The following is a 17,863-nucleotide window of genomic DNA, read 5'->3' as shown; positions in this document are numbered from 1 at the left end:
TATCCGCTGCGCTTGGCGGGTGCGGAGGGCTGTGGACGAGGCGGGGTGTGACCCCGCACCCACCTTCCCGGGGGCGGCCCGGACCCGCCCCGCCGGCAGTGCGGGGTTCGGGGGCTCCGACCCCGGACCCCGCGCCTCAAACGCCGGCGAGGCTGGCTTGGCCGGTCACTCGTCGGACGCGGAGGCCGCCGTCTTCTTCGCCGCGGTCTTCTTCGCGGTCGTCGTCTTCTTGGCCGTCGTCTTCTTCGCCGCGGCGGTCTTCGTCGCCGCCGTCGCCTTCTTGGCGGGCGCCTTCTTCGCCGGAGCCTTCTTGACGGCCTTCTTCGCCGTCTTCTTGGCCGGGGCCTTCGCCCGCTTCTCGGCGAGCAGCTCGTAGCCGCGCTCCGGCGTGATCGTCTCGACGTCGTCGTCCCGGCGCAGGGTCGCGTTCGTCTCGCCGTCCGTCACGTAGGGCCCGAAGCGGCCGTCCTTGACGACCACGGGCTTCTCGCTGACCGGGTCCGTGCCCAGCTCCTTGAGCGGCGGCTTGGCCGCCGCCCGGCCGCGCTGCTTGGGCTGCGCGTAGATGGCCAGGGCCTCGTCGAGGGTGATCGTGAAGAGCTGGTCCTCGGTCTCCAGCGACCGCGAGTCCGTGCCCTTCTTGAGGTACGGGCCGTAGCGGCCGTTCTGGGCCGTGATCTCCACGCCCTCCGCGTCCGCGCCGACGACGCGCGGCAGCGACATCAGCTTGAGGGCGTCGTCGAGGGTGACCGTGTCCAGGCTCATCGTCTTGAAGAGCGAGGCGGTGCGCGGCTTGACCGCGTTCTTGCCGGTCTTCGGCGTGCCCTCGGGCAGGATCTCCGTCACGTACGGCCCGTAGCGGCCGTCCTTGGCGACGATCTCGTTGCCGCTGACGGGGTCCTTGCCGAGCTGGAACTCCCCGCTCGGCTTCGCGAACAGCTCCTCCGCGTACGCGACCGTCAGCTCGTCGGGAGCCATGTCGTCGGGGATGTCGGCCCGCTGGTGGCCCTCGGCGTCCTTCTCACCGCGCTCCACGTACGGTCCGTAGCGGCCGACCCGCAGCACGATGCCCTCGCCGACCGGGAAGGAGGAGATCTCCCGGGCGTCGATCGCGCCGAGGTCCGTGACCAGCTCCTTCAGGCCGCCCAGGTGGTCGCCGCCCGCGGGCACGACCTCGGTGGCGTCCTCGGAGCCGAAGTAGAAGCGCTTGAGCCACGGCACGGACTGGGCCTCGCCCCGCGCGATGCGGTCGAGGTCGTCCTCCATCTTCGCGGTGAAGTCGTAGTCGACGAGCCGCCCGAAGTGCTTCTCCAGCAGGTTCACCACGGCGAAGGACAGGAAGGACGGCACGAGCGCCGTGCCCTTCTTGAAGACGTAGCCGCGGTCGAGGATGGTGCCGATGATCGACGCGTAGGTCGACGGGCGGCCGATCTCGCGCTCCTCCAGCTCCTTGACCAGCGATGCCTCGGTGTAGCGGGCCGGCGGCTTGGTCGCGTGCCCGTCCGCCGTGATCTCCTCGGCGGCCAGCGCGTCGCCCTCCGCGACCTGCGGCAGGCGCCGCTCGCGGTCGTCGAGCTCGGCGTTCGGGTCGTCCGCGCCCTCGACGTACGCCTTCATGAAGCCGTGGAAGGTGATCGTCTTGCCGGAGGCGCTGAACTCTGCGTCGCGACCGTCGGAGGCACGGCCGCCGATCTTCACGGTGACGCTGTTGCCGGTCGCGTCCTTCATCTGGGAGGCGACGGTCCGCTTCCAGATCAGCTCGTACAGCCGGAACTGGTCGCCGGTCAGGCCCGTCTCGGCCGGGGTGCGGAAACGATCACCCGAGGGCCGGATCGCCTCGTGCGCCTCCTGCGCGTTCTTGACCTTGCCCGCGTAGACGCGCGGCTTCTCCGGCAGGTAGTCGGCGCCGTACAGCTGCGTGACCTGCGCCCGCGCGGCCGACACGGCCGTGTCGGAGAGCGTGGTGGAGTCCGTACGCATGTAGGTGATGAAGCCGTTCTCGTACAGCTTCTGCGCCACCTGCATGGTCGCCTTCGCCCCGAAACCGAGCTTGCGCGAGGCTTCCTGCTGGAGCGTCGTCGTACGGAACGGGGCGTACGGGGACCGGCGGTACGGCTTGGACTCGACCGAGCGGACGGCGAACGCGGTGTCCGAGAGTGCGGCGGCCAGCGCGCGGGCGTTCGCCTCGTCGAGGTGCAGCACCTCGCTCTTGAGCTGCCCGTTCGCGCCGAAGTCACGGCCCTGCGCGACGCGCTTGCCGTCCACCGTGTTCAGGCGGGCGACCAGCGAGGACGGGTCGGACGGGTCCCCGGCGCGGCCGGTGGCGAAGGTTCCGGTCAGGTCCCAGTACTCGGCGGAGCGGAAGGCGATGCGCTCGCGCTCCCGCTCGACGACGAGGCGGGTGGCCACGGACTGGACGCGGCCGGCCGACAGGCGCGGCATGACCTTCTTCCACAGGACCGGCGAGACCTCGTAGCCGTAGAGGCGGTCGAGGATGCGGCGGGTCTCCTGGGCGTCGACCATGCGCTGGTTCAGCTCGCGCGGGTTGGCGACGGCGTCGCGGATCGCGTCCTTGGTGATCTCGTGGAAGACCATCCGGTGGACGGGGACCTTGGGCTTGAGGACTTCCTGCAGGTGCCACGCGATGGCTTCGCCCTCGCGGTCCTCATCGGTGGCGAGGAAGAGTTCGTCGGACTCGGCCAGCAGCTCCTTGAGCTTGCGGACCTGGGCCTTCTTGTCGGCGTTGACGACGTAGATCGGCTGGAAGTCGTGCTCGACGTCCACACCGAGGCGGCGGACCTCGCCCGTGTACTTGTCGGGAACCTCGGCCGCGCCGTTCGGGAGGTCGCGGATGTGCCCGACGCTCGCCTCGACGACGTATCCCGGGCCGAGGTAGCCCTTGATCGTCTTCGCCTTGGCAGGGGACTCGACGATGACGAGTCGGCGGCCGCCCTTTGCGGTCTCGCTAGTCGGGGACAACTTGGCTCTTCTCTCCGGTCGGCACTCGGTCGCAGTACGGCGACGCTGCGGAGTGTGACGGTACAACCCGCCCCCGTGTCAAACGGCACAAGCCCGCAACGGCCACTCGAACGGTAACCCGACAAGTGCCGTTTCTGCCGCCCGGATGCCGCGCCGGACCCCTCCCGGTCACCGGGCCGGGTGGCCGGAGGGCCGTCTGGCCGCGCCTCCGCACCCCCTCCGACGTCGTCTTTTCCCGCCGCGACAGCCGGCGCGCCCGGCGCGGGACCCCGCCGTCGCGGCTTGGACGTGCGCGCCGCCACATCCCGTAGGGCGGGGGCGCCGCATCGCACGGCGCGGCGCCACGGCGGGCCCGACGGGGCGCGCGCCCTCCACCACCGGCGCACGGTGGCCGGCGCGCGCTCCCGTCCGGGCTGCGAGCGGCCACGAACAGCGGGAACACGGCCGTCGCGAGGAGCGACGTACCGCCTTCCGTGCCGCACCCCGATCCCCCGGGCCGCCCGCGGGCTCCCCCCGGATCCCCGCTGTGCGGCAGCCTGCCGGACCCCGGGATACGGCGGGCGAACCGCGGGTTACATCCCGGCGCCGGTCAGGGGCCGCGGCGATCCGCGCCTAGCGCTCCGGGCGTGCCACCGGCTCCAGGAAGCCCTGCTCCACCAGCATCCGGATGGCCTCCGGGGTCCGGTCCCGCAGGACGACGGCGTCCTCCTGCATCAGCTGCGCGATCGCGTCGAGGATCCGGCCCGCGCTCAGTGACCCGTCACACACCCCGGCGAAGCCCGCGCCGACCGTGTCGACCTTGGTGGCGCGCATCATCCCGCGGCTCTGGCGCAGCACGACATGCTCCGGGTCCTCCGCGCCGGGCGCGCCGACCTGCTCCTGGACCACCTCCGTCGCGAGCACGAAATGGGCCTCCAGCAGGGCCGCGTCATCGTGTGCGCGCAGGTAGTCCTGGCGGGCGAAGTGGGCCAGGACGGCATCGCCGAGCGGCTGCTCCACCGAGTGCGGCCACTCCTCGATCACGATCGAGGGCTCGGCGGCGTCCGTCCGGCGCAAGGTGATCCACCCGAAGCCGACGGACCTGGTCTTGCGCGCCTCGAACTCGTCGAGCCAGTCCTCGTACCGGCGGGCGTACTCGGCGGGGTCGGTGCGGTGGTCCCCCGCGTCGCGCAGCCACAGCTCCGCGTACTGGGTGACGTCCTGCACATCGCGCTGCACGATCCAGGCGTCGCAGCCGCGCGGCACCCAGGAGCGGAGCCGGTCGCGCCAGTCCTCGCCCTCGACGTGCTGCCAGTTGCCGAGGAACTGCGCGTAGCCGCCCGGGTTGAGCCGGTCCCCCGCCTGCTGCACCAGCGTCCGGCACAGGTCGTCGCCGCCCATGCCGCCGTCCCGGTACGTCAGCCGGGCGCCGGGGGAGATCACGAAGGGCGGGTTCGACACGATCAGGTCGTACGTGGCCTCTCCGACCGGCTCGAAGAGGGAGCCGGTGAGCAGCTCGGCCTCCTGCGCCCCGGAGAGTGCGAGCGTCAGACGGGTGAATTCCAGTGCCCTGGGGTTGACGTCGGTGGCGGTGACGCGGGTGGCGTGCTGCGCGGCGTGCAGCGCCTGGATGCCGGATCCGGTGCCGACGTCGAGCGCGGAGCCGACCGGGGTGCGGACGGTGATCCCGGCCAGGGTGGTGGAGGCACCGCCGACGCCGAGGACCACGCCCTCCTCGCGGCTGCCGATCCCGCCGGCCCCGCCGACGGCGCAGCCGAGGTCGGAGACGATGAACCAGTCCTCCCCGTCCGGACCGCCGTACGGACGCACGTCGACGGTGGCCCGTACGGTGTCCCCGCCCTCGGCGCCCTCCTCGCGCCGCAGCCAGCCGTCGGCCAGGGCCGCCCCGACGGGCAGCGCGCGCTCGGCGTCCGCGTACGGCAGGGGCTGCTGGAGCAGGAACAGCCGGACCAGGCTCGCGAGCGGGCCGTCGCCGCCGGCCCGGGTGGCGCGCAGGGCGGGCACCGTCTCGCTGCGGGCCAGGGCGGCGTAGGCGGGGGCGCCGAGCAGGTCGAGCAGCCCGTCGGCGGTGAAACCGGCGGCCAGCAGGGCGCTGCGGAGTTCGGCGGCGTGTTCGGGCGTGGGGAGGCTGGTGGTACTCACGCGTCCATTGTGTCCGCTGGGGGCCGTCCTGCCGATCAACCCGGGCCCGGATGCGCCGAAGGGCGGCCCCGGCCCCCTCGCGGGAGCCCGGCCGCCCTGGCGTGCGGCTACTCGGAGGCCGAGGTGGGCGCGGCGACCTGGCAGCCCTTCTGGCCGCTGATGGCCTTGTCCAGACCGCCCGAGTTGAGCGTGGTCAGCGCGTCCTGACCGCCCTGCGTGGCCGTCTTGAGGCCGCCGGCGACCTCCTTGAGGCCGTCGGCGAACTTGGTCTTGTCCGCGGGGTCGAGGGCGTCCATCTTCGCCTTGAGGTCGGCGTAGCCCTTGGAGGTGTCCTCGAAGCCCTTGACCGCGGCCGCCTGGGTCGAGGCGCCGTCCTTGACCGGCGGGACGCCCGCCTGCTGGAGGGCCGAGCCCATCGTCTTGTAGGACTCGGACATCGTGGCGAACGCCGCCGAGTCGGTCTGCTTGACCTCGTCGGACTTGACGCTCTCCGTCGCCACCCGCTTGATGTCGGCGTTGGCCGTCTCGATCTTCTTGAGTTCGGGCTGCCACTGGTCGCAGACCTTCTTGGCCCAGGCGTTCGCCTTCTCGTCGCCGTCGTCCCCGCCGCAGCCGGACAGGACGAGCATCAGCACCGCACCGCCCGACAAGGCGGCCGCAAGCTTCTTGTTCACCGGATTGGTCCCTTCGAAGGCTCTCGGCCCGGAAGATACACGGCTCCCCCGGGGCCATGCGCAAAGGCGGACGGGCGGCGCGTCGGTCCGCGCCGCCCGTCCGCCGTTCGGGCGCACCGCCGGCCCCGTACCGCCGGCCCCGTACCACCGGCCCGGCAGCGGCCCGCTCCGCAGGGCCTCGGTCAGGTGACCGTGGCGGGGCCGGGGGACTGGGCCACCCGTTCGGCCGCCCCGCCGTCGGGGTCGTCGCCGACGGCGATGCCGCGGCGCTTGGAGATGTAGACCGTGCCGATGATCACACCGATCGCGAGGACGGCGACGATCGCGCGCACCGTCGCGCTGCTGTCCGGGCCGTAGCTGAACTGCACGACGGCGGGTGCGATCAGCAGGGCCACCAGGTTCATCACCTTGAGCAGCGGGTTGATGGCGGGACCGGCCGTGTCCTTGAACGGGTCGCCGACGGTGTCGCCGATGACGACCGCCTCATGGGCCTCGCTGCCCTTGCCGCCGTGGTGGCCGTCCTCCACCAGCTTTTTCGCGTTGTCCCACGCGCCGCCGGAGTTCGCGAGGAACACCGCCATCAGCGTGCCGGTGCCGATGGCACCCGCGAGGAAGGAGCCGAGGGCGCCGACACCGAGGGTGAAGCCCACGGCGATCGGGGTCAGGACGGCGAGCAGGCCGGGTGTGGCGAGCTCGCGCAGCGCGTCCTTGGTGCAGATGTCGACGACGCGCCCGTACTCGGGCTTCTCGGTGTAGTCCATGATCCCGGGGTGCTCCCGGAACTGCCGGCGCACCTCGTAGACCACGGCGCCCGCGGAACGCGAGACCGCGTTGATCGCGAGGCCGGAGAACAGGAACACCACGGCCGCGCCGAGGATCAGCCCGACCAGGTTGTTGGGCTGGGCGATGTCCAGGCTGAGGTTCATCTCCCCGGCCTTGGCACCGACCTCCTTGACCGCGGTCGCGATCGCGTCGCTGTACGAGCCGAACAGCGCGGCCGCGGCGAGCACGGCCGTGGCGATGGCGATGCCCTTGGTGATGGCCTTGGTGGTGTTGCCGACGGCGTCCAGGTCGGTCAGGACCTGCGCGCCGGCGCCCTCGACGTCGCCGGACATCTCGGCGATGCCCTGGGCGTTGTCGGAGACGGGACCGAAGGTGTCCATGGCGACGATGACGCCGACGGTGGTGAGCAGGCCGGTGCCGGCCAGGGCCACCGCGAACAGCGCGAGCATGATCGACGTACCGCCGAGCAGGAACGCGCCGTAGACGCCGAGGCCGATGAGCAGGGCCGTGTAGACGGCGGACTCCAGGCCGATGGAGATGCCGGCGAGGACGACGGTGGCCGCGCCGGTCAGGGAGGACTTGCCGATGTCGCGGACGGGACGGCGGGTGGTCTCGGTGAAGTAGCCGGTCAGCTGCTGGATCAGGGCGGCCAGCACGATGCCGATGGCGACGGCGACGACGGCCAGGACGCGGGGGTCGCCGGAGTGGGTGCTGATCGCCGGGTTGTCGACGCCGACGAGCTCCCCGTAGGTGGCGGGCAGGTAGGCGTAGACGGCGATCCCGACGAGCACCAGGGAGATCACGGCGGAGATGAAGAAGCCGCGGTTGATCGCGGTCATGCCGCTGCGGTCGCTGCGGCGCGGGGAGACCGCGAAGATGCCGATCATGGCGGTGATCACGCCGATGGCGGGGACGATCAGCGGGAAGGCGAGGCCCAGGTCGCCGAAGGCGGCCTTGCCGAGGATCAGCGCGGCCACGAGGGTGACGGCGTAGGACTCGAAGAGGTCGGCCGCCATTCCGGCGCAGTCCCCGACGTTGTCGCCCACGTTGTCGGCGATGGTCGCGGCATTGCGCGGGTCGTCCTCCGGAATGCCCTGCTCGACCTTGCCGACCAGGTCGGCGCCGACGTCGGCGGCCTTGGTGAAGATGCCGCCGCCGACCCGCATGAACATCGCGATCAGGGCGGCGCCGAGGCCGAAGCCCTCCAGCACCTTGGGCGCGTCGGCGGCGTAGACCAGTACCACGCAGGAGGCGCCGAGGAGGCCGAGGCCGACGGTGAACATGCCGACGACGCCACCGGTGCGGAAGGCGATCCGCATCGCCTTGTGGGAGACCTCGGTGAGGTCCTTGGCGGGCTCCCCCTCGGCCGGGGTGGCCTCGCGCGCGGCGGCGGCGACGCGGACGTTGGCGCGGACCGCGAGGCGCATGCCGATGTAGCCGGTGGCGGCCGAGAAGAGCGCGCCGACGAGGAAGAAGGCGGAGCGGCCCGCCCGCTGGGACCAGTCGTCGGCGGGGAGCAGGAAGAGCAGGAAGAAGACCACGACGGCGAAGATGCCGAGGGTGCGCAGCTGCCGGCCGAGGTAGGCGTTGGCGCCTTCCTGGACGGCGGCGGCGATCTGCTTCATGCTGTCGGTCCCCTCGTCGGCGGCGAGGACCTGGCGGACCAGGATCTGCGCGACGACGAGCGCGGCGATCGCCACGGCCGCGATGACCATCACGATGAGCCGATTGTCATCGGTGAGTACTGCGGATGCCAGATCGGCGGTGCGACCCGGCGCCAAAGGGGTGAAGAGCCCCGTCATTCGTCCTCCTTGACGTGATGAGCTCAAGATGTGGACGGATTGTAAGGAGCGCACCCCGATCAAAACAGTGTGCAGGAAACGCAATTGGCGTGGTCTTGCTCCCCAGCAATCGAACGGGTCACTCCATTACCCTCGAAAGCAGTAATGGGGTAAAGCCATTGGCGGACGGTCGCCGCTCCGGGGAAATCAAAAAAGGCCCTGCTCAGCAGGGCCTTGATTAAGATCGGAAGATAGGACGTAATCCTCCGTGGGTGATCCCTAAGGAAGATCGGAGGATCCGGAGACGGGCCAGCTCATCCGGATGGTCCCGCCCGATTCCCCACTGGTCACCTCGAGGTCGTCGACGAGCCCGCTGATCACCGCGAGGCCCATCTCGTCCTCGGTGTCGACGTCGGAGTCCGCGGCGGCGCCGCCGGCCGACGCCTCGCCCGTACCGGCGCCCGCCATGGGCACCTCGTCGCCGACCTCGATGGAGAACGTCTTGTCCTCCTCGGTCAGCACCACGCGGACGGGCGCGGTCAGCCCGATGCCGCGGTGGAGTCCGACGGCACGTGAACAGGCTTCGCCCACGGCGAGGCGGACCTCGTCGAGGACGGCTTCCTCCACACCGGCCCTGCGCGCCACGGCGGCCGCGACCAGGCGGGCCGTCCGGACGTGTTCGGGCTGGGCGCTGAAGCGCAGTTCAACGGTGGCCATGCGCATCCCCCTCGGACTACGGGCGTGCTGTGCCAGGGGCCCGGGCCCGCATGGCCCGGGTACCCCTGCTCTCCTCGCCGGCGCCCGACCGCCCGAAGGCCGCCGGAGACCGGGCGAGGAGCCGTCAGTCGGTGGCGTTGACGGCGTCTTCCACCGTGGTGTGGATCGGGAACACCTTGGTCAGACCGGTGATGCGGAAGATCTTGAGGATGCGCTCCTGGTTGCACACCAGGCGGAGCGACCCCTCGTGCGCGCGGACGCGCTTGAGACCTCCCACCAGCACACCGAGTCCGGTGGAGTCGAGAAAGTCCACTCGCTCCATGTCGACGACCAGGTGGTAGCTGCCGTCATTCACCAACTCGACCAACTGCTCGCGCAGCTTGGGCGCGGTATACACATCAATCTCGCCACCGACCTCCACGACCGTACGGTCGCCGACAGTGCGAGTCGACAGGGACAGGTCCACGGATCCTCCAGCACCTTGCTATCGAGCGGCGCCCCCCAGGGGCCTCCCCACCCGAAGGTAGGTGAGGGATTGGCTGCCGCGATGGCATTCAATCACTTACCGGCAGGCGCGCACGACGCCTTCGGACCATTGTCCCGCACGCCGGTGACACACTCGGTTCCGATGGCCAACACTCAAGGTCCCGGTCGGCCCACGGCACCCGCGGACTCACGACCCACCCCCGGAACGGTCCTGGACCGCCTGTCACGGGGGCCTTTCCGGTCTGCGCGCATCACCCATACGGAGCACTTGCCCCCTCGGGCGGGTCGTCATGCAGTCTGGCCTGATCGCATCCGGACGGATGTCGTGGCCGCGATCCAGGCGGCCGGGATCGGCCATCCGTGGGAACACCAGGCCGCGGCAGCCGAGCTCGCCCTGGACGGAGAGTCCGTGGTCGTGGCCACGGGCACCGCCTCGGGCAAGTCCCTCGCGTATCTGGCGCCCGTGCTCTCGGCCCTCGTGGACGGCGCGGAGGCGTCCAACGGCCGGGGCGCGACCGCCCTGTACCTGTCCCCCACCAAGGCCCTGGCCGCCGACCAGCGGCGCGCCGTACGGGACCTGGCCGCCCCGCTGGGCAACGCCGTCCGCGCCGCCGCCTACGACGGGGACACCCCCTTCGAGGAACGCGAATGGGTGCGCCAGTACGCGAACTACGTCCTGACCAACCCGGACATGCTGCACCGCGGGATCCTCCCCGCCCACCCCCGCTGGTCCTCCTTCCTGCGCGCGCTGCGCTATGTCGTGATCGACGAGTGCCACACCTACCGCGGTGTCTTCGGCTCCCACGTGGCCCAGGTCCTGCGCCGGCTGCGGCGGCTGTGCGCCCGCTACGGCTCCGACCCGGTCTTCCTGCTCGCCTCCGCCACCGCCAGCGATCCGGCCGCCGCCGCCTCCCGGCTCACCGGCGTACAGGTGACGGAGATCACCGACGACGCCTCCCCGCGCGGCGAGGTGGTCTTCGCCCTCTGGGAGCCGCCGCTGCTCACCGAGCTGCGGGGTGAGCGGGGCGCCCCCGTGCGCCGCACGGCCACGGCGGAGACCGCCGACCTGCTGACCGACCTGGTCGTCCAGGGCATCCGTACGGTGGCCTTCGTGCGCTCCCGGCGCGGCGCCGAGCTGATCTCCGTGATCACCCAGGAACGGCTCGCCGAGGTGGACCGGTCCCTGCCCCGGCGGGTCGCGGCCTACCGGGGCGGCTATCTGCCGGAGGAGCGCCGGGCCCTGGAGCGCGCCCTGCACTCGGGCGAGCTGCTGGGCCTGGCCGCCACGACCGCCCTGGAGCTGGGCGTGGACGTCTCGGGCCTGGACGCCGTACTGATCACCGGCTACCCGGGCACCCGAGCCTCCCTGTGGCAGCAGGCGGGCCGCGCCGGGCGCTCGGGGCAGGGCGCCCTGGCCGTACTGGTCGCCCGGGACGATCCGCTGGACACGTATCTCGTCCACCATCCAGAGGCGCTGTTCCGCCAGCCGGTGGAGGCCACCGTCCTGGACCCCGACAACCCGTACGTCCTCGCCCCCCACCTCTGCGCGGCGGCCGAGGAACTGCCGCTGACGGAAGCGGATCTGGAACTCTTCGGCCCGGCGACCGGAGAACTGCTCCCCCAACTCGAAACGGCGAGGCTGCTGCGCCGCCGCACGACCGGCTGGCACTGGACCCGCCGGGAGCGGGCCTCGGACCTGACCGACATCCGGGGCGGCGGAGGCCGCCCGGTGCAGATCGTCGAGGAGTCGACGGGCCGACTGCTGGGCACGGTCGACGAATCGGCCGCGCACACCGCCGTCCACGAGGGCGCCGTCCACCTCCACCAGGGCCGCACCTATCTCGTGCGGCACCTGGACCTGGAGGGCTCCGCCGCCCTCGTGGAGGCGGCGGACCCGCCCTTCTCCACCACCGCCCGCGACACCACCTCCATCTCCGTCCTGGAGACCGAGACCGAGATCCCCTGGGGCTCGGCCCGGCTCTGCTTCGGCTCCGTCGAGGTCACCAACCAGGTCGTCTCCTATCTGCGCCGCAAGCTGATCACCGGCGAGGTGCTGGGCGAGGCGAAGCTGGACCTGCCGCCCCGCACCCTGCGGACGAGGGCCGTGTGGTGGACGGTCACCGAGGACCAGCTCGACGAGGCCCGGATCAGCCCGGAGATCCTCGGCGGCGCCCTGCACGCCGCCGAACACGCCTCCATCGGCATGCTCCCGCTGTTCGCCACGTGCGACCGCTGGGACATCGGCGGCGTCTCCGTGCCGCTGCACCCCGACACCCTCCTCCCGACGGTCTTCGTCTACGACGGCCACCCCGGCGGCGCCGGCTTCGCGGAGCGCGCCTTCCAGACGGCCCACGCCTGGCTGACGGCCACCCGCGACGCCATCGCCGCCTGCGAGTGCGAGGCCGGCTGCCCTTCCTGCATCCAGTCCCCGAAGTGCGGCAACGGCAACGACCCCCTCCACAAACGCGGCGCGGTCCGCCTCCTGACCCGCCTCCTGTCGGCGGCCCCGAGGGCCACAGCCCCCTGAGGCGCTGGGCCCGGCGCCGTGCGACATAGGTGCCCTCCAGGCCCGGTCCGGGCGTGTTCGTGGCGTCCAGCCCCGGTCCGGGCGTGTTCGTGGCGTCCAGGCGCGGTCCGGGCGGGGCCCGTACTCGTGCCCCTGGCACGACCGGTCCCCGTGCCCCCGGTCCGGGCGGGGCCGGTCCCCGTGCCCCCGGTCGGGGCGGGCGGGAGCCTCCCGGGTGTCCAGCAGGCGGTCTGGAGCTTCCCCGGGGCGTGGTGGGCCCGGCGAGCCCGAGGCGCCGCCGGAGTCCGGCGCGGGCGGGCCCAGGGCCTTACCCGCGCCCGGTTTCCCCGTGGGCGGGTCGGCGGGTGCCGTCGGGCGTGGCGGGCCGCCAGGTCGGCCCGAAGCCTCCCCGGTGCCCGGCGGACCCGCCGGTGGCTCCGACGGGTCCCTCGGGAGGGGTGGGCCCGCGCGGGCTCGTATCGCGGGAGCGAAGGGGCCCGATGTGGCTCTGGCCGTGATCTCGGCGACTTCGCCGCCCAGGTGGCACAACGTGAGCTCAGCCTGTTGGGCGCGGGCCACGCGCCGCGCCGTGGCGCAGGCCGTTTCCGGGCCGTGCGCCCAGGTGGCCGCCGCCGCGAGGGCCGCCAGGTCCGCGGCGGCCGCCGCCCGGTGGCGGGCCACCACGGCCTGCCCGAGCAGCAGCACCCCGCCGAACACCGCCCCCAGCACCGTCGCCGCCAGCGCCGCCCAGACCGTGGCGGAGCCCTGGTCCCGGCTCATGACGGCGGCCCCACGCTGTCCTCGGCCAGGGCCACCGCCTGCGCGCCCAGCCGTACCGGCAGCCCCGCCGGCCCCGGTGCCGGGGCTGCCACCCGGACCCGCCAGAGGTCGCCCGTCCGCTCCAGCTCGACCCGCGCCCCCTCCGGGGCCGCCGCCCGCACCGCCGCCTCCGCCACCCCGGTCGCTTCCGACCGGGCCACGGCCCGTGCACCGGCCCGCGCCGCGTCCACGCACCGGATCTGCGCGGCGGCCGCCATGAGCGCCCACACCAGCAGCGCGGCGAAGAGCACCAGTGCCGGAATGACCAGGGCCGCCTCCGCCGTCACATATCCCCGGTCGCCCTTTCCCCGGACCCGCCACGACTTCCCGTCAGAACGGCACATCGAGTGCCTTCCCGATGGTCGACTGGAGCGCCGTAGCGACGACGTCACTCGTCACCACCTTGTAGAGAACGGCCGCGAATGCGCAGGCCGCGATGGTGCCCATGGCGTATTCCGAGGTGGACATCCCCGCGTCGCCTCCGCGACCGCGCAGCGCGTCCCGTACCCGAAACCAGATGATCCTCATGGCAACCTCCTGTGGATTTCCGTTCTTGATGTGTTGTCAATGCGACTTCAGGTGCCTGAGAGAAGTCCCGAGGCCATACCGATGACCACCGGGGCGACCCCGATCGAAAGAAATGCGGGGAGGAAACAGAGCCCCACCGGGGCGGTGACGAGGACCGCCGCCCGCTGGGCCCGGGCGCCCGCCCGGCGGGCCCGGTCCTCCCGCAGCCCCGACGCGAGGCGGGACATGGGCTCCGCCGCGGGCGCACCCGTCCGCGCGGCCCGCTCCAGGCACTCCGCGAGGGGCCGGGCGCCCGGTATCTCCGCGAGCCTCCCCCACCCGGCGCCCGGTTCGCCGCCGAGCCGCAGCTCCGCCCCCGCACTCGCCAGCCGCTCGCCCACCGGGCCGCCCAGCGACTCGCCCACCACCTCGGCGGCCTCCACGGGCCCCGCACCGGCCGCGAGGCACGCGGCCAACAGGTCCGCCGCGAAGGGCAGCTGACGCTCCGCCTCCTTCTCGTCCACCCCGGCCGGTGGCCGGGGCCTGGCCTGCCACCGCCGCACCGCGAGCGCCGCCGCCAGGCCGACCGCCACACCCGGCACCCCGCCGAGGAGCACCCAGCCCGCCACCAGCGCCCCCGCCGGCCCGGCCCACCGCACCCCCGCGCTCCGCACCCTCGGGCCGAGCACCGGCCGGCGCGCTCCTGGCGCCGCCCCGAGCAGGGCCGCGACCCTGCGCCGGGCGGCCCGCGCCCTGATCCGAGCCGCCACGACGGACAGCGCCCACAGCCCGGCCGCCGCGAGGCACAGGACCATCCCCAGCCTGTGGACGACGTACCCGCCCATCACCGCTCCCCCGCCCCGACGATCCGCCGGCACCACAGCAGCCCCAGCGCCTCCAGCACTCCGCCCGCCACCAGACAGCCCCAGCCCATCGGGGTGTGCAGCAGGACCCGCAGCGGATCCGCCCCCAGCCCGGTGCCGATCAGCAGGCCCACGACGGGCAGCAGCGCCAGCACCAGCACGGTCGACCTCGCGCCCGCCAGCTGGGCCCGCAGCGACTCCTGCCGGTCCCGCTCGGCCCGCAGCGCTCCCTCCAGCCGCTCCAGCCCGGCGGCCAGCCCCGCACCGCCGTCCACCGACACCCGCCAGCAGGCGGCCATCCCGGCCAGCCCCTCCGCTCCCGGCTCCCGGGCCGCCTGGCGCAGCGCCCCGGGCACATCGCCGCCGAACGCCGCCGCGGCCAGGACCCCCGCCGCCTCCGCGCCGGGCCCACCGGGCCCGGCGGCCGTGCGCCGTATCGCCGCCGTCAGCGCCTGCCCGGGTTGTGCTCCGGCCCGCAGCTCGCCCACTGCCGCCCCGCACAGGGCCGCCACCTCGGCCGCCCGCGCCGCACGGGCCCGCTCCCGCTCCCGTACCCGCAGCCACCGCCGTACGAGTGGCACCGCGGCCCCTCCCAGCAGCAGGGGCAGCACCGAGCCGCCCAGCACCGCGAGCACCACCCCGGCCCCCAGGCAGGCCCACTCCCGCCACCGCGCCGCCCGTACCCGCAGGGCGCCCAGCAGCCGGTCCGCACGCGGCGGCCCGGAGGCAGCCAGTGCCCCGCCCCCGGCGAGCACCAGCCGCGCCCGCCGGGTCACCCGGTCGCCCCCGGCCAGCCCCCAGGCGGCGCCGGCCGCGCACAGCACCCCGGCGAACAGCGGGAGCGGCAGCGCCGCCGCCCCGTTCACCGCGCACCCCGCAGCAACGGGCGCAGCCGCTCCCACCCCTGCTCCCGCACGAAGCCCCGGGCCGACCAGCTCAGCGCCGGTACGGTGACCACCAGCCCGGCGGCGTCCCGCTCCAGCACATGCACCTCGGCGACGCGGCGCCTGCCCTCCCGGTCCCGCACCAGATGCAGTACCAAGGTGAGCGCGGCCGCCAACTGGCTGTGCAGAGCGCCCCGGTCCAGCCCGGCGGCCGTCCCCAATGCCTCCAGCCGGGCCGGGACATGGGCGGCGGCATTCGCATGGACCGTGCCGCATCCGCCCTCGTGGCCGGTGTTCAGCGCCGCGAGGAGGTCGGCCACCTCCGCGCCCCGCACCTCCCCGACGACCAGCCGGTCGGGCCGCATCCGCAACGCCTGCCGGACGAGGTCGGCCAGGGTGACCAGGCCCGCCCCCTCCTGGTTCGCCGGGCGGGTCTCCAGCCGTACGACATGCGGATGGTCGGGGCGCAGCTCGGCCGAATCCTCAGCCAGGACGATCCGCTCCCCCGGCCCGACCAGCCCCAGCAGGGCGCTGAGCAAGGTGGTCTTGCCGGTGCCGGTCCCGCCGGAGACGAGGAACGACAGCCGGGCCTCGACCATGTCGCGCAGCAGCCGGTGCCCGCCGGGCGGCAGGGTGCCCGCCGCGACCAGCTCCTCCAGGGTGAACGCCCGCGGCCGCACCACCCGCAGGGAGAGGCAGGCCGAGCCGACCGAGACCGGCGGCAGCACCGCGTGCAGCCGGGTACCGTCCGGCATACGGGCGTCCACCCAGGGCCGGGCGTCGTCGAGCCGCCGCCCGGCGACCGCGGCCAGCCGTTGCGCGAGCCTGCGCACCGCCTCGGCGTCGGCGAAGGTCACCCCGGTGAGCTCCAGCCCTCCGCCGCGGTCCACCCACACCCGGTCGGGGGCCGCCACCAGCACATCGGTGACCCGTGGATCGGCGAGCAGTGGCTCCAGAGGACCCGCCCCGACCAGTTCGGAGCGCAACTCGGCGGCAACCCCGAGGACTTCCGCGTCGCCCAGCAGCCTGCCCTGGGCGCGTAAGGCCGCCGCCACCCGCGCCGGGGTCGGTTCCGCACCGCTCTCGGCCAGTCGCCGGCGCACCGCGTCCAGCAGTACCGCGCTCATGCCGGCACCCCCTGAGCGGCGCCGAGGGCCCGCTGCCAGAAGCCGTCGCAGAAGCGGGCCAGCGCGCCCCGCCCCTGCGCCCCCGGGGTCTCCCCCTCTGCCACGCGCCCCGGCAGCCCCACCTCGACCGGCACCTCACCAGCGAGCGGCGCGCCCAGCAGCCCGGCCACCGCCTCCGGTTCGAGTCCGCCCGGGCAGCGCCCCCGGACGACGACGCGCACATCCCGCGCCACCATCCGTACACCGGCGGCCACCCGGCCCGCGGCGGCCACGGCCCGCAGATCGCCCGGGACGACCATCAGCACCAGGTCGAGCTGCGCCAGCACCTCGGCCACGGCTTCGTCCACCCGCCGCGGGAGGTCGACCACCACGACACCGCCCCGGCGGCGTGCCGCGGCGAGCACCGACCGGGTCGCCGCGGGCGGTACGGCCATCCGGTCGCCCCGGTCCCAGCTGAGCACCCGCAGGGCATGCAGCTCGGGCAGGGACTCCTCCAGCGCCCCGGCCCCGACGCGGCCCCGGGAGGCGGCGAAGTCGGGCCAGCGCAGCCCTTCGGCGCTCTCGCCGCCGAGCAGCACATCCATGCCGCCGCCCAGGGGATCGCCGTCGACGAGGATGGTCCGCTCCCCGGCGCGGGCCGCCCTCACGGCGAGGGCGCAGGCGAGGGTGGAAGCTCCCGCGCCGCCGCTGCCGCCGATCACCCCGACGGCGAGGGCGGGTCGCCCGGCGCCCTCCACGACATCGGCGATGCGGTCGACGAGGCGGTTCTCGGCGTCGGGCAGACGCAGCACCTCCTCGGCGCCGATCTCCACGGCCCGCTGCCACACCTGGGGGTCGTCCAGGTCCCGGCCGACGAGGAAGACCCCGGGCCTGCGTGGTGCGCCACGCACCCGCCCCGCCGCGTCGTCCCCGACGAGGACGAGCGGCGCCGAATCCCAGCCAACTTGACTGCGAGGCAAGGGACTTGGGAGCAACGCATCACCCACCACCCCACCACCGGGACCGGCCTCCGCTTCCTCGGCCGTGCCGCCCGGCTCCGGCACGCCGTGGTGGACGTAGGGCTCGGCGCCCGCCGCCGCGCACAGCCTCAACAGGTCGTCGAGCAGCAGCGGATCCTCGGTGAGGATCAGTGGCCGCCCTCCGGCGGTCGCGCCACCCGGCGCACCCCCGATCCCCGCGTCAGGCTCCGCGGGCCTTCCGGTCGCCACGGTCTTCGGTGTTTCGCACGACTTCGATCGAGCCACGATCTCCGCCCCCTTCTCGCCGCTAATCCAGCGCCGCGGACTTCGCGGCTCGAATCACGATGCAGCGATCGGGAAAAACAAGTGGATCTTGCTCGATAACTGTGGACAACCCATCGATTGTGAATAACCCGGTCACTCACACAGGTGAGTTCCGGAGCGAGGCGGAACAACTACGCTCCGTGACGAGTCTGAGATGGTGAGGGCCACGCGACACGCGGGCTCCGCAGAAGAGGAAGGAGCCGGAGATGGTCACTCAGGGCCGTCGGCAGGGACGCGAACCGCGTCCGGACATGCGACGACCCCCGCCGGGGGGGAGAGCGGGGGTCGTCCCCACGGTCCGACTCGGGGGGG

General features: G+C 73.5%; 13 protein-coding genes and 1 pseudogene. 1 reads left to right on the top strand and 13 read right to left on the bottom strand.

What is annotated here, in order from left to right; all coding sequences use genetic code 11:
* Positions 1–165 precede the first annotated feature (165 nt).
* From topA to bldG, 6 genes are all read right to left on the bottom strand, one after another.
* Positions 166–2,979 (bottom strand): type I DNA topoisomerase, encoded by a 2,814-nt coding sequence (gene topA, locus ABZ873_RS02325; protein ID WP_360864019.1) that lies wholly within the window; start codon positions 2,977–2,979, stop codon positions 166–168.
* A 612-nt stretch (positions 2,980–3,591) separates the two neighbouring features.
* Positions 3,592–5,121 carry a methyltransferase gene (locus ABZ873_RS02320; protein ID WP_360864017.1) on the bottom strand — a complete coding sequence of 510 codons (1,530 nt, stop codon included), beginning with the start codon at positions 5,119–5,121 and terminating at the stop codon, positions 3,592–3,594.
* Between the two features lie 107 nt (positions 5,122–5,228).
* The gene (locus ABZ873_RS02315; protein WP_360864015.1) at positions 5,229–5,795 is read right to left on the bottom strand and encodes a small secreted protein; all 567 of its coding nucleotides are present in this window, start codon (positions 5,793–5,795) and stop codon (positions 5,229–5,231) included.
* A 182-nt stretch (positions 5,796–5,977) separates the two neighbouring features.
* On the bottom strand, positions 5,978–8,380 hold the full coding sequence (locus ABZ873_RS02310; RefSeq protein WP_360864013.1) for a sodium-translocating pyrophosphatase: 2,403 nt from the start codon (positions 8,378–8,380) through the stop codon (positions 5,978–5,980).
* A 258-nt stretch (positions 8,381–8,638) separates the two neighbouring features.
* Positions 8,639–9,076: an ATP-binding protein gene (locus ABZ873_RS02305; protein WP_360864005.1), complete on the bottom strand. Its 438-nt coding sequence runs from the start codon at positions 9,074–9,076 to the stop codon at positions 8,639–8,641.
* 124 nt (positions 9,077–9,200) lie between these two features.
* Positions 9,201–9,542, bottom strand: coding sequence for an anti-sigma factor antagonist BldG (gene bldG, locus ABZ873_RS02300; RefSeq protein ID WP_008743037.1), 342 nt, complete (start codon positions 9,540–9,542; stop codon positions 9,201–9,203).
* 81 nt (positions 9,543–9,623) lie between these two features.
* Between bldG and ABZ873_RS02295 the strand changes: the two genes are divergently transcribed.
* Positions 9,624–12,089 (top strand): DEAD/DEAH box helicase, encoded by a 2,466-nt coding sequence (locus ABZ873_RS02295; RefSeq protein WP_360864004.1) that lies wholly within the window; start codon positions 9,624–9,626, stop codon positions 12,087–12,089.
* A gap of 450 nt (positions 12,090–12,539) precedes the next feature.
* Here ABZ873_RS02295 and ABZ873_RS02290 read toward each other — a convergent pair.
* The 7 genes and pseudogenes from ABZ873_RS02290 to ssd all read right to left on the bottom strand — a co-directional run.
* Positions 12,540–12,848 (bottom strand): annotated as a pseudogene (locus tag ABZ873_RS02290) (Rv3654c family TadE-like protein); the annotation flags it as partial.
* The gene (locus ABZ873_RS02285) at positions 12,845–13,231 is read right to left on the bottom strand and encodes a TadE family type IV pilus minor pilin (RefSeq protein WP_360864002.1); all 387 of its coding nucleotides are present in this window, start codon (positions 13,229–13,231) and stop codon (positions 12,845–12,847) included. The pseudogene ABZ873_RS02290 and the gene ABZ873_RS02285, both read right to left, overlap by 4 nt.
* A complete protein-coding gene (locus tag ABZ873_RS02280; protein ID WP_360864001.1) occupies positions 13,218–13,415 on the bottom strand; it encodes a DUF4244 domain-containing protein in 198 nt (65 codons plus the stop codon). Before ABZ873_RS02280 ends, ABZ873_RS02285 begins: the two co-directional genes overlap by 14 nt.
* Before the next feature lie 47 nt (positions 13,416–13,462).
* A complete protein-coding gene (locus ABZ873_RS02275; RefSeq protein WP_360863999.1) occupies positions 13,463–14,239 on the bottom strand; it encodes a type II secretion system F family protein in 777 nt (258 codons plus the stop codon).
* The gene (locus ABZ873_RS02270) at positions 14,239–15,123 is read right to left on the bottom strand and encodes a type II secretion system F family protein (RefSeq protein ID WP_360863997.1); all 885 of its coding nucleotides are present in this window, start codon (positions 15,121–15,123) and stop codon (positions 14,239–14,241) included. The genes ABZ873_RS02275 and ABZ873_RS02270 overlap by 1 nt, the downstream gene beginning before the upstream one ends.
* The gene (locus ABZ873_RS02265; protein WP_360863996.1) at positions 15,120–16,268 is read right to left on the bottom strand and encodes a TadA family conjugal transfer-associated ATPase; all 1,149 of its coding nucleotides are present in this window, start codon (positions 16,266–16,268) and stop codon (positions 15,120–15,122) included. Before ABZ873_RS02265 ends, ABZ873_RS02270 begins: the two co-directional genes overlap by 4 nt.
* Positions 16,265–17,440, bottom strand: coding sequence for a septum site-determining protein Ssd (gene ssd / locus ABZ873_RS02260; RefSeq protein ID WP_360864101.1), 1,176 nt, complete (start codon positions 17,438–17,440; stop codon positions 16,265–16,267). The genes ABZ873_RS02265 and ssd overlap by 4 nt, the downstream gene beginning before the upstream one ends.
* Positions 17,441–17,863 lie beyond the last annotated feature (423 nt).

It is taken from the genome of Streptomyces sp. NPDC047014 (genome assembly GCF_040644195.1).
Taxonomy (GTDB): Bacteria; Actinomycetota; Actinomycetes; order Streptomycetales; family Streptomycetaceae; genus Streptomyces.
This window is presented reverse-complemented; position numbering and strand designations above follow the sequence as displayed.

Coding starts and splice junctions, on each gene's coding strand:
- ABZ873_RS02305 (WP_360864005.1), bottom strand. CDS start 9,076: ATGGCCACCGTTGAACTGCGCTTCAGCGCCCAGCCCGAACACGTCCGG.
- ABZ873_RS02285 (WP_360864002.1), bottom strand. CDS start 13,231: ATGTGCCGTTCTGACGGGAAGTCGTGGCGGGTCCGGGGAAAGGGCGAC.
- ABZ873_RS02280 (WP_360864001.1), bottom strand. CDS start 13,415: ATGAGGATCATCTGGTTTCGGGTACGGGACGCGCTGCGCGGTCGCGGA.
- ABZ873_RS02275 (WP_360863999.1), bottom strand. CDS start 14,239: ATGGGCGGGTACGTCGTCCACAGGCTGGGGATGGTCCTGTGCCTCGCG.
- ABZ873_RS02265 (WP_360863996.1), bottom strand. CDS start 16,268: ATGAGCGCGGTACTGCTGGACGCGGTGCGCCGGCGACTGGCCGAGAGC.
- ABZ873_RS02310 (WP_360864013.1), bottom strand. CDS start 8,380: ATGACGGGGCTCTTCACCCCTTTGGCGCCGGGTCGCACCGCCGATCTG.
- ABZ873_RS02295 (WP_360864004.1), top strand. CDS start 9,624: ATGGCATTCAATCACTTACCGGCAGGCGCGCACGACGCCTTCGGACCA.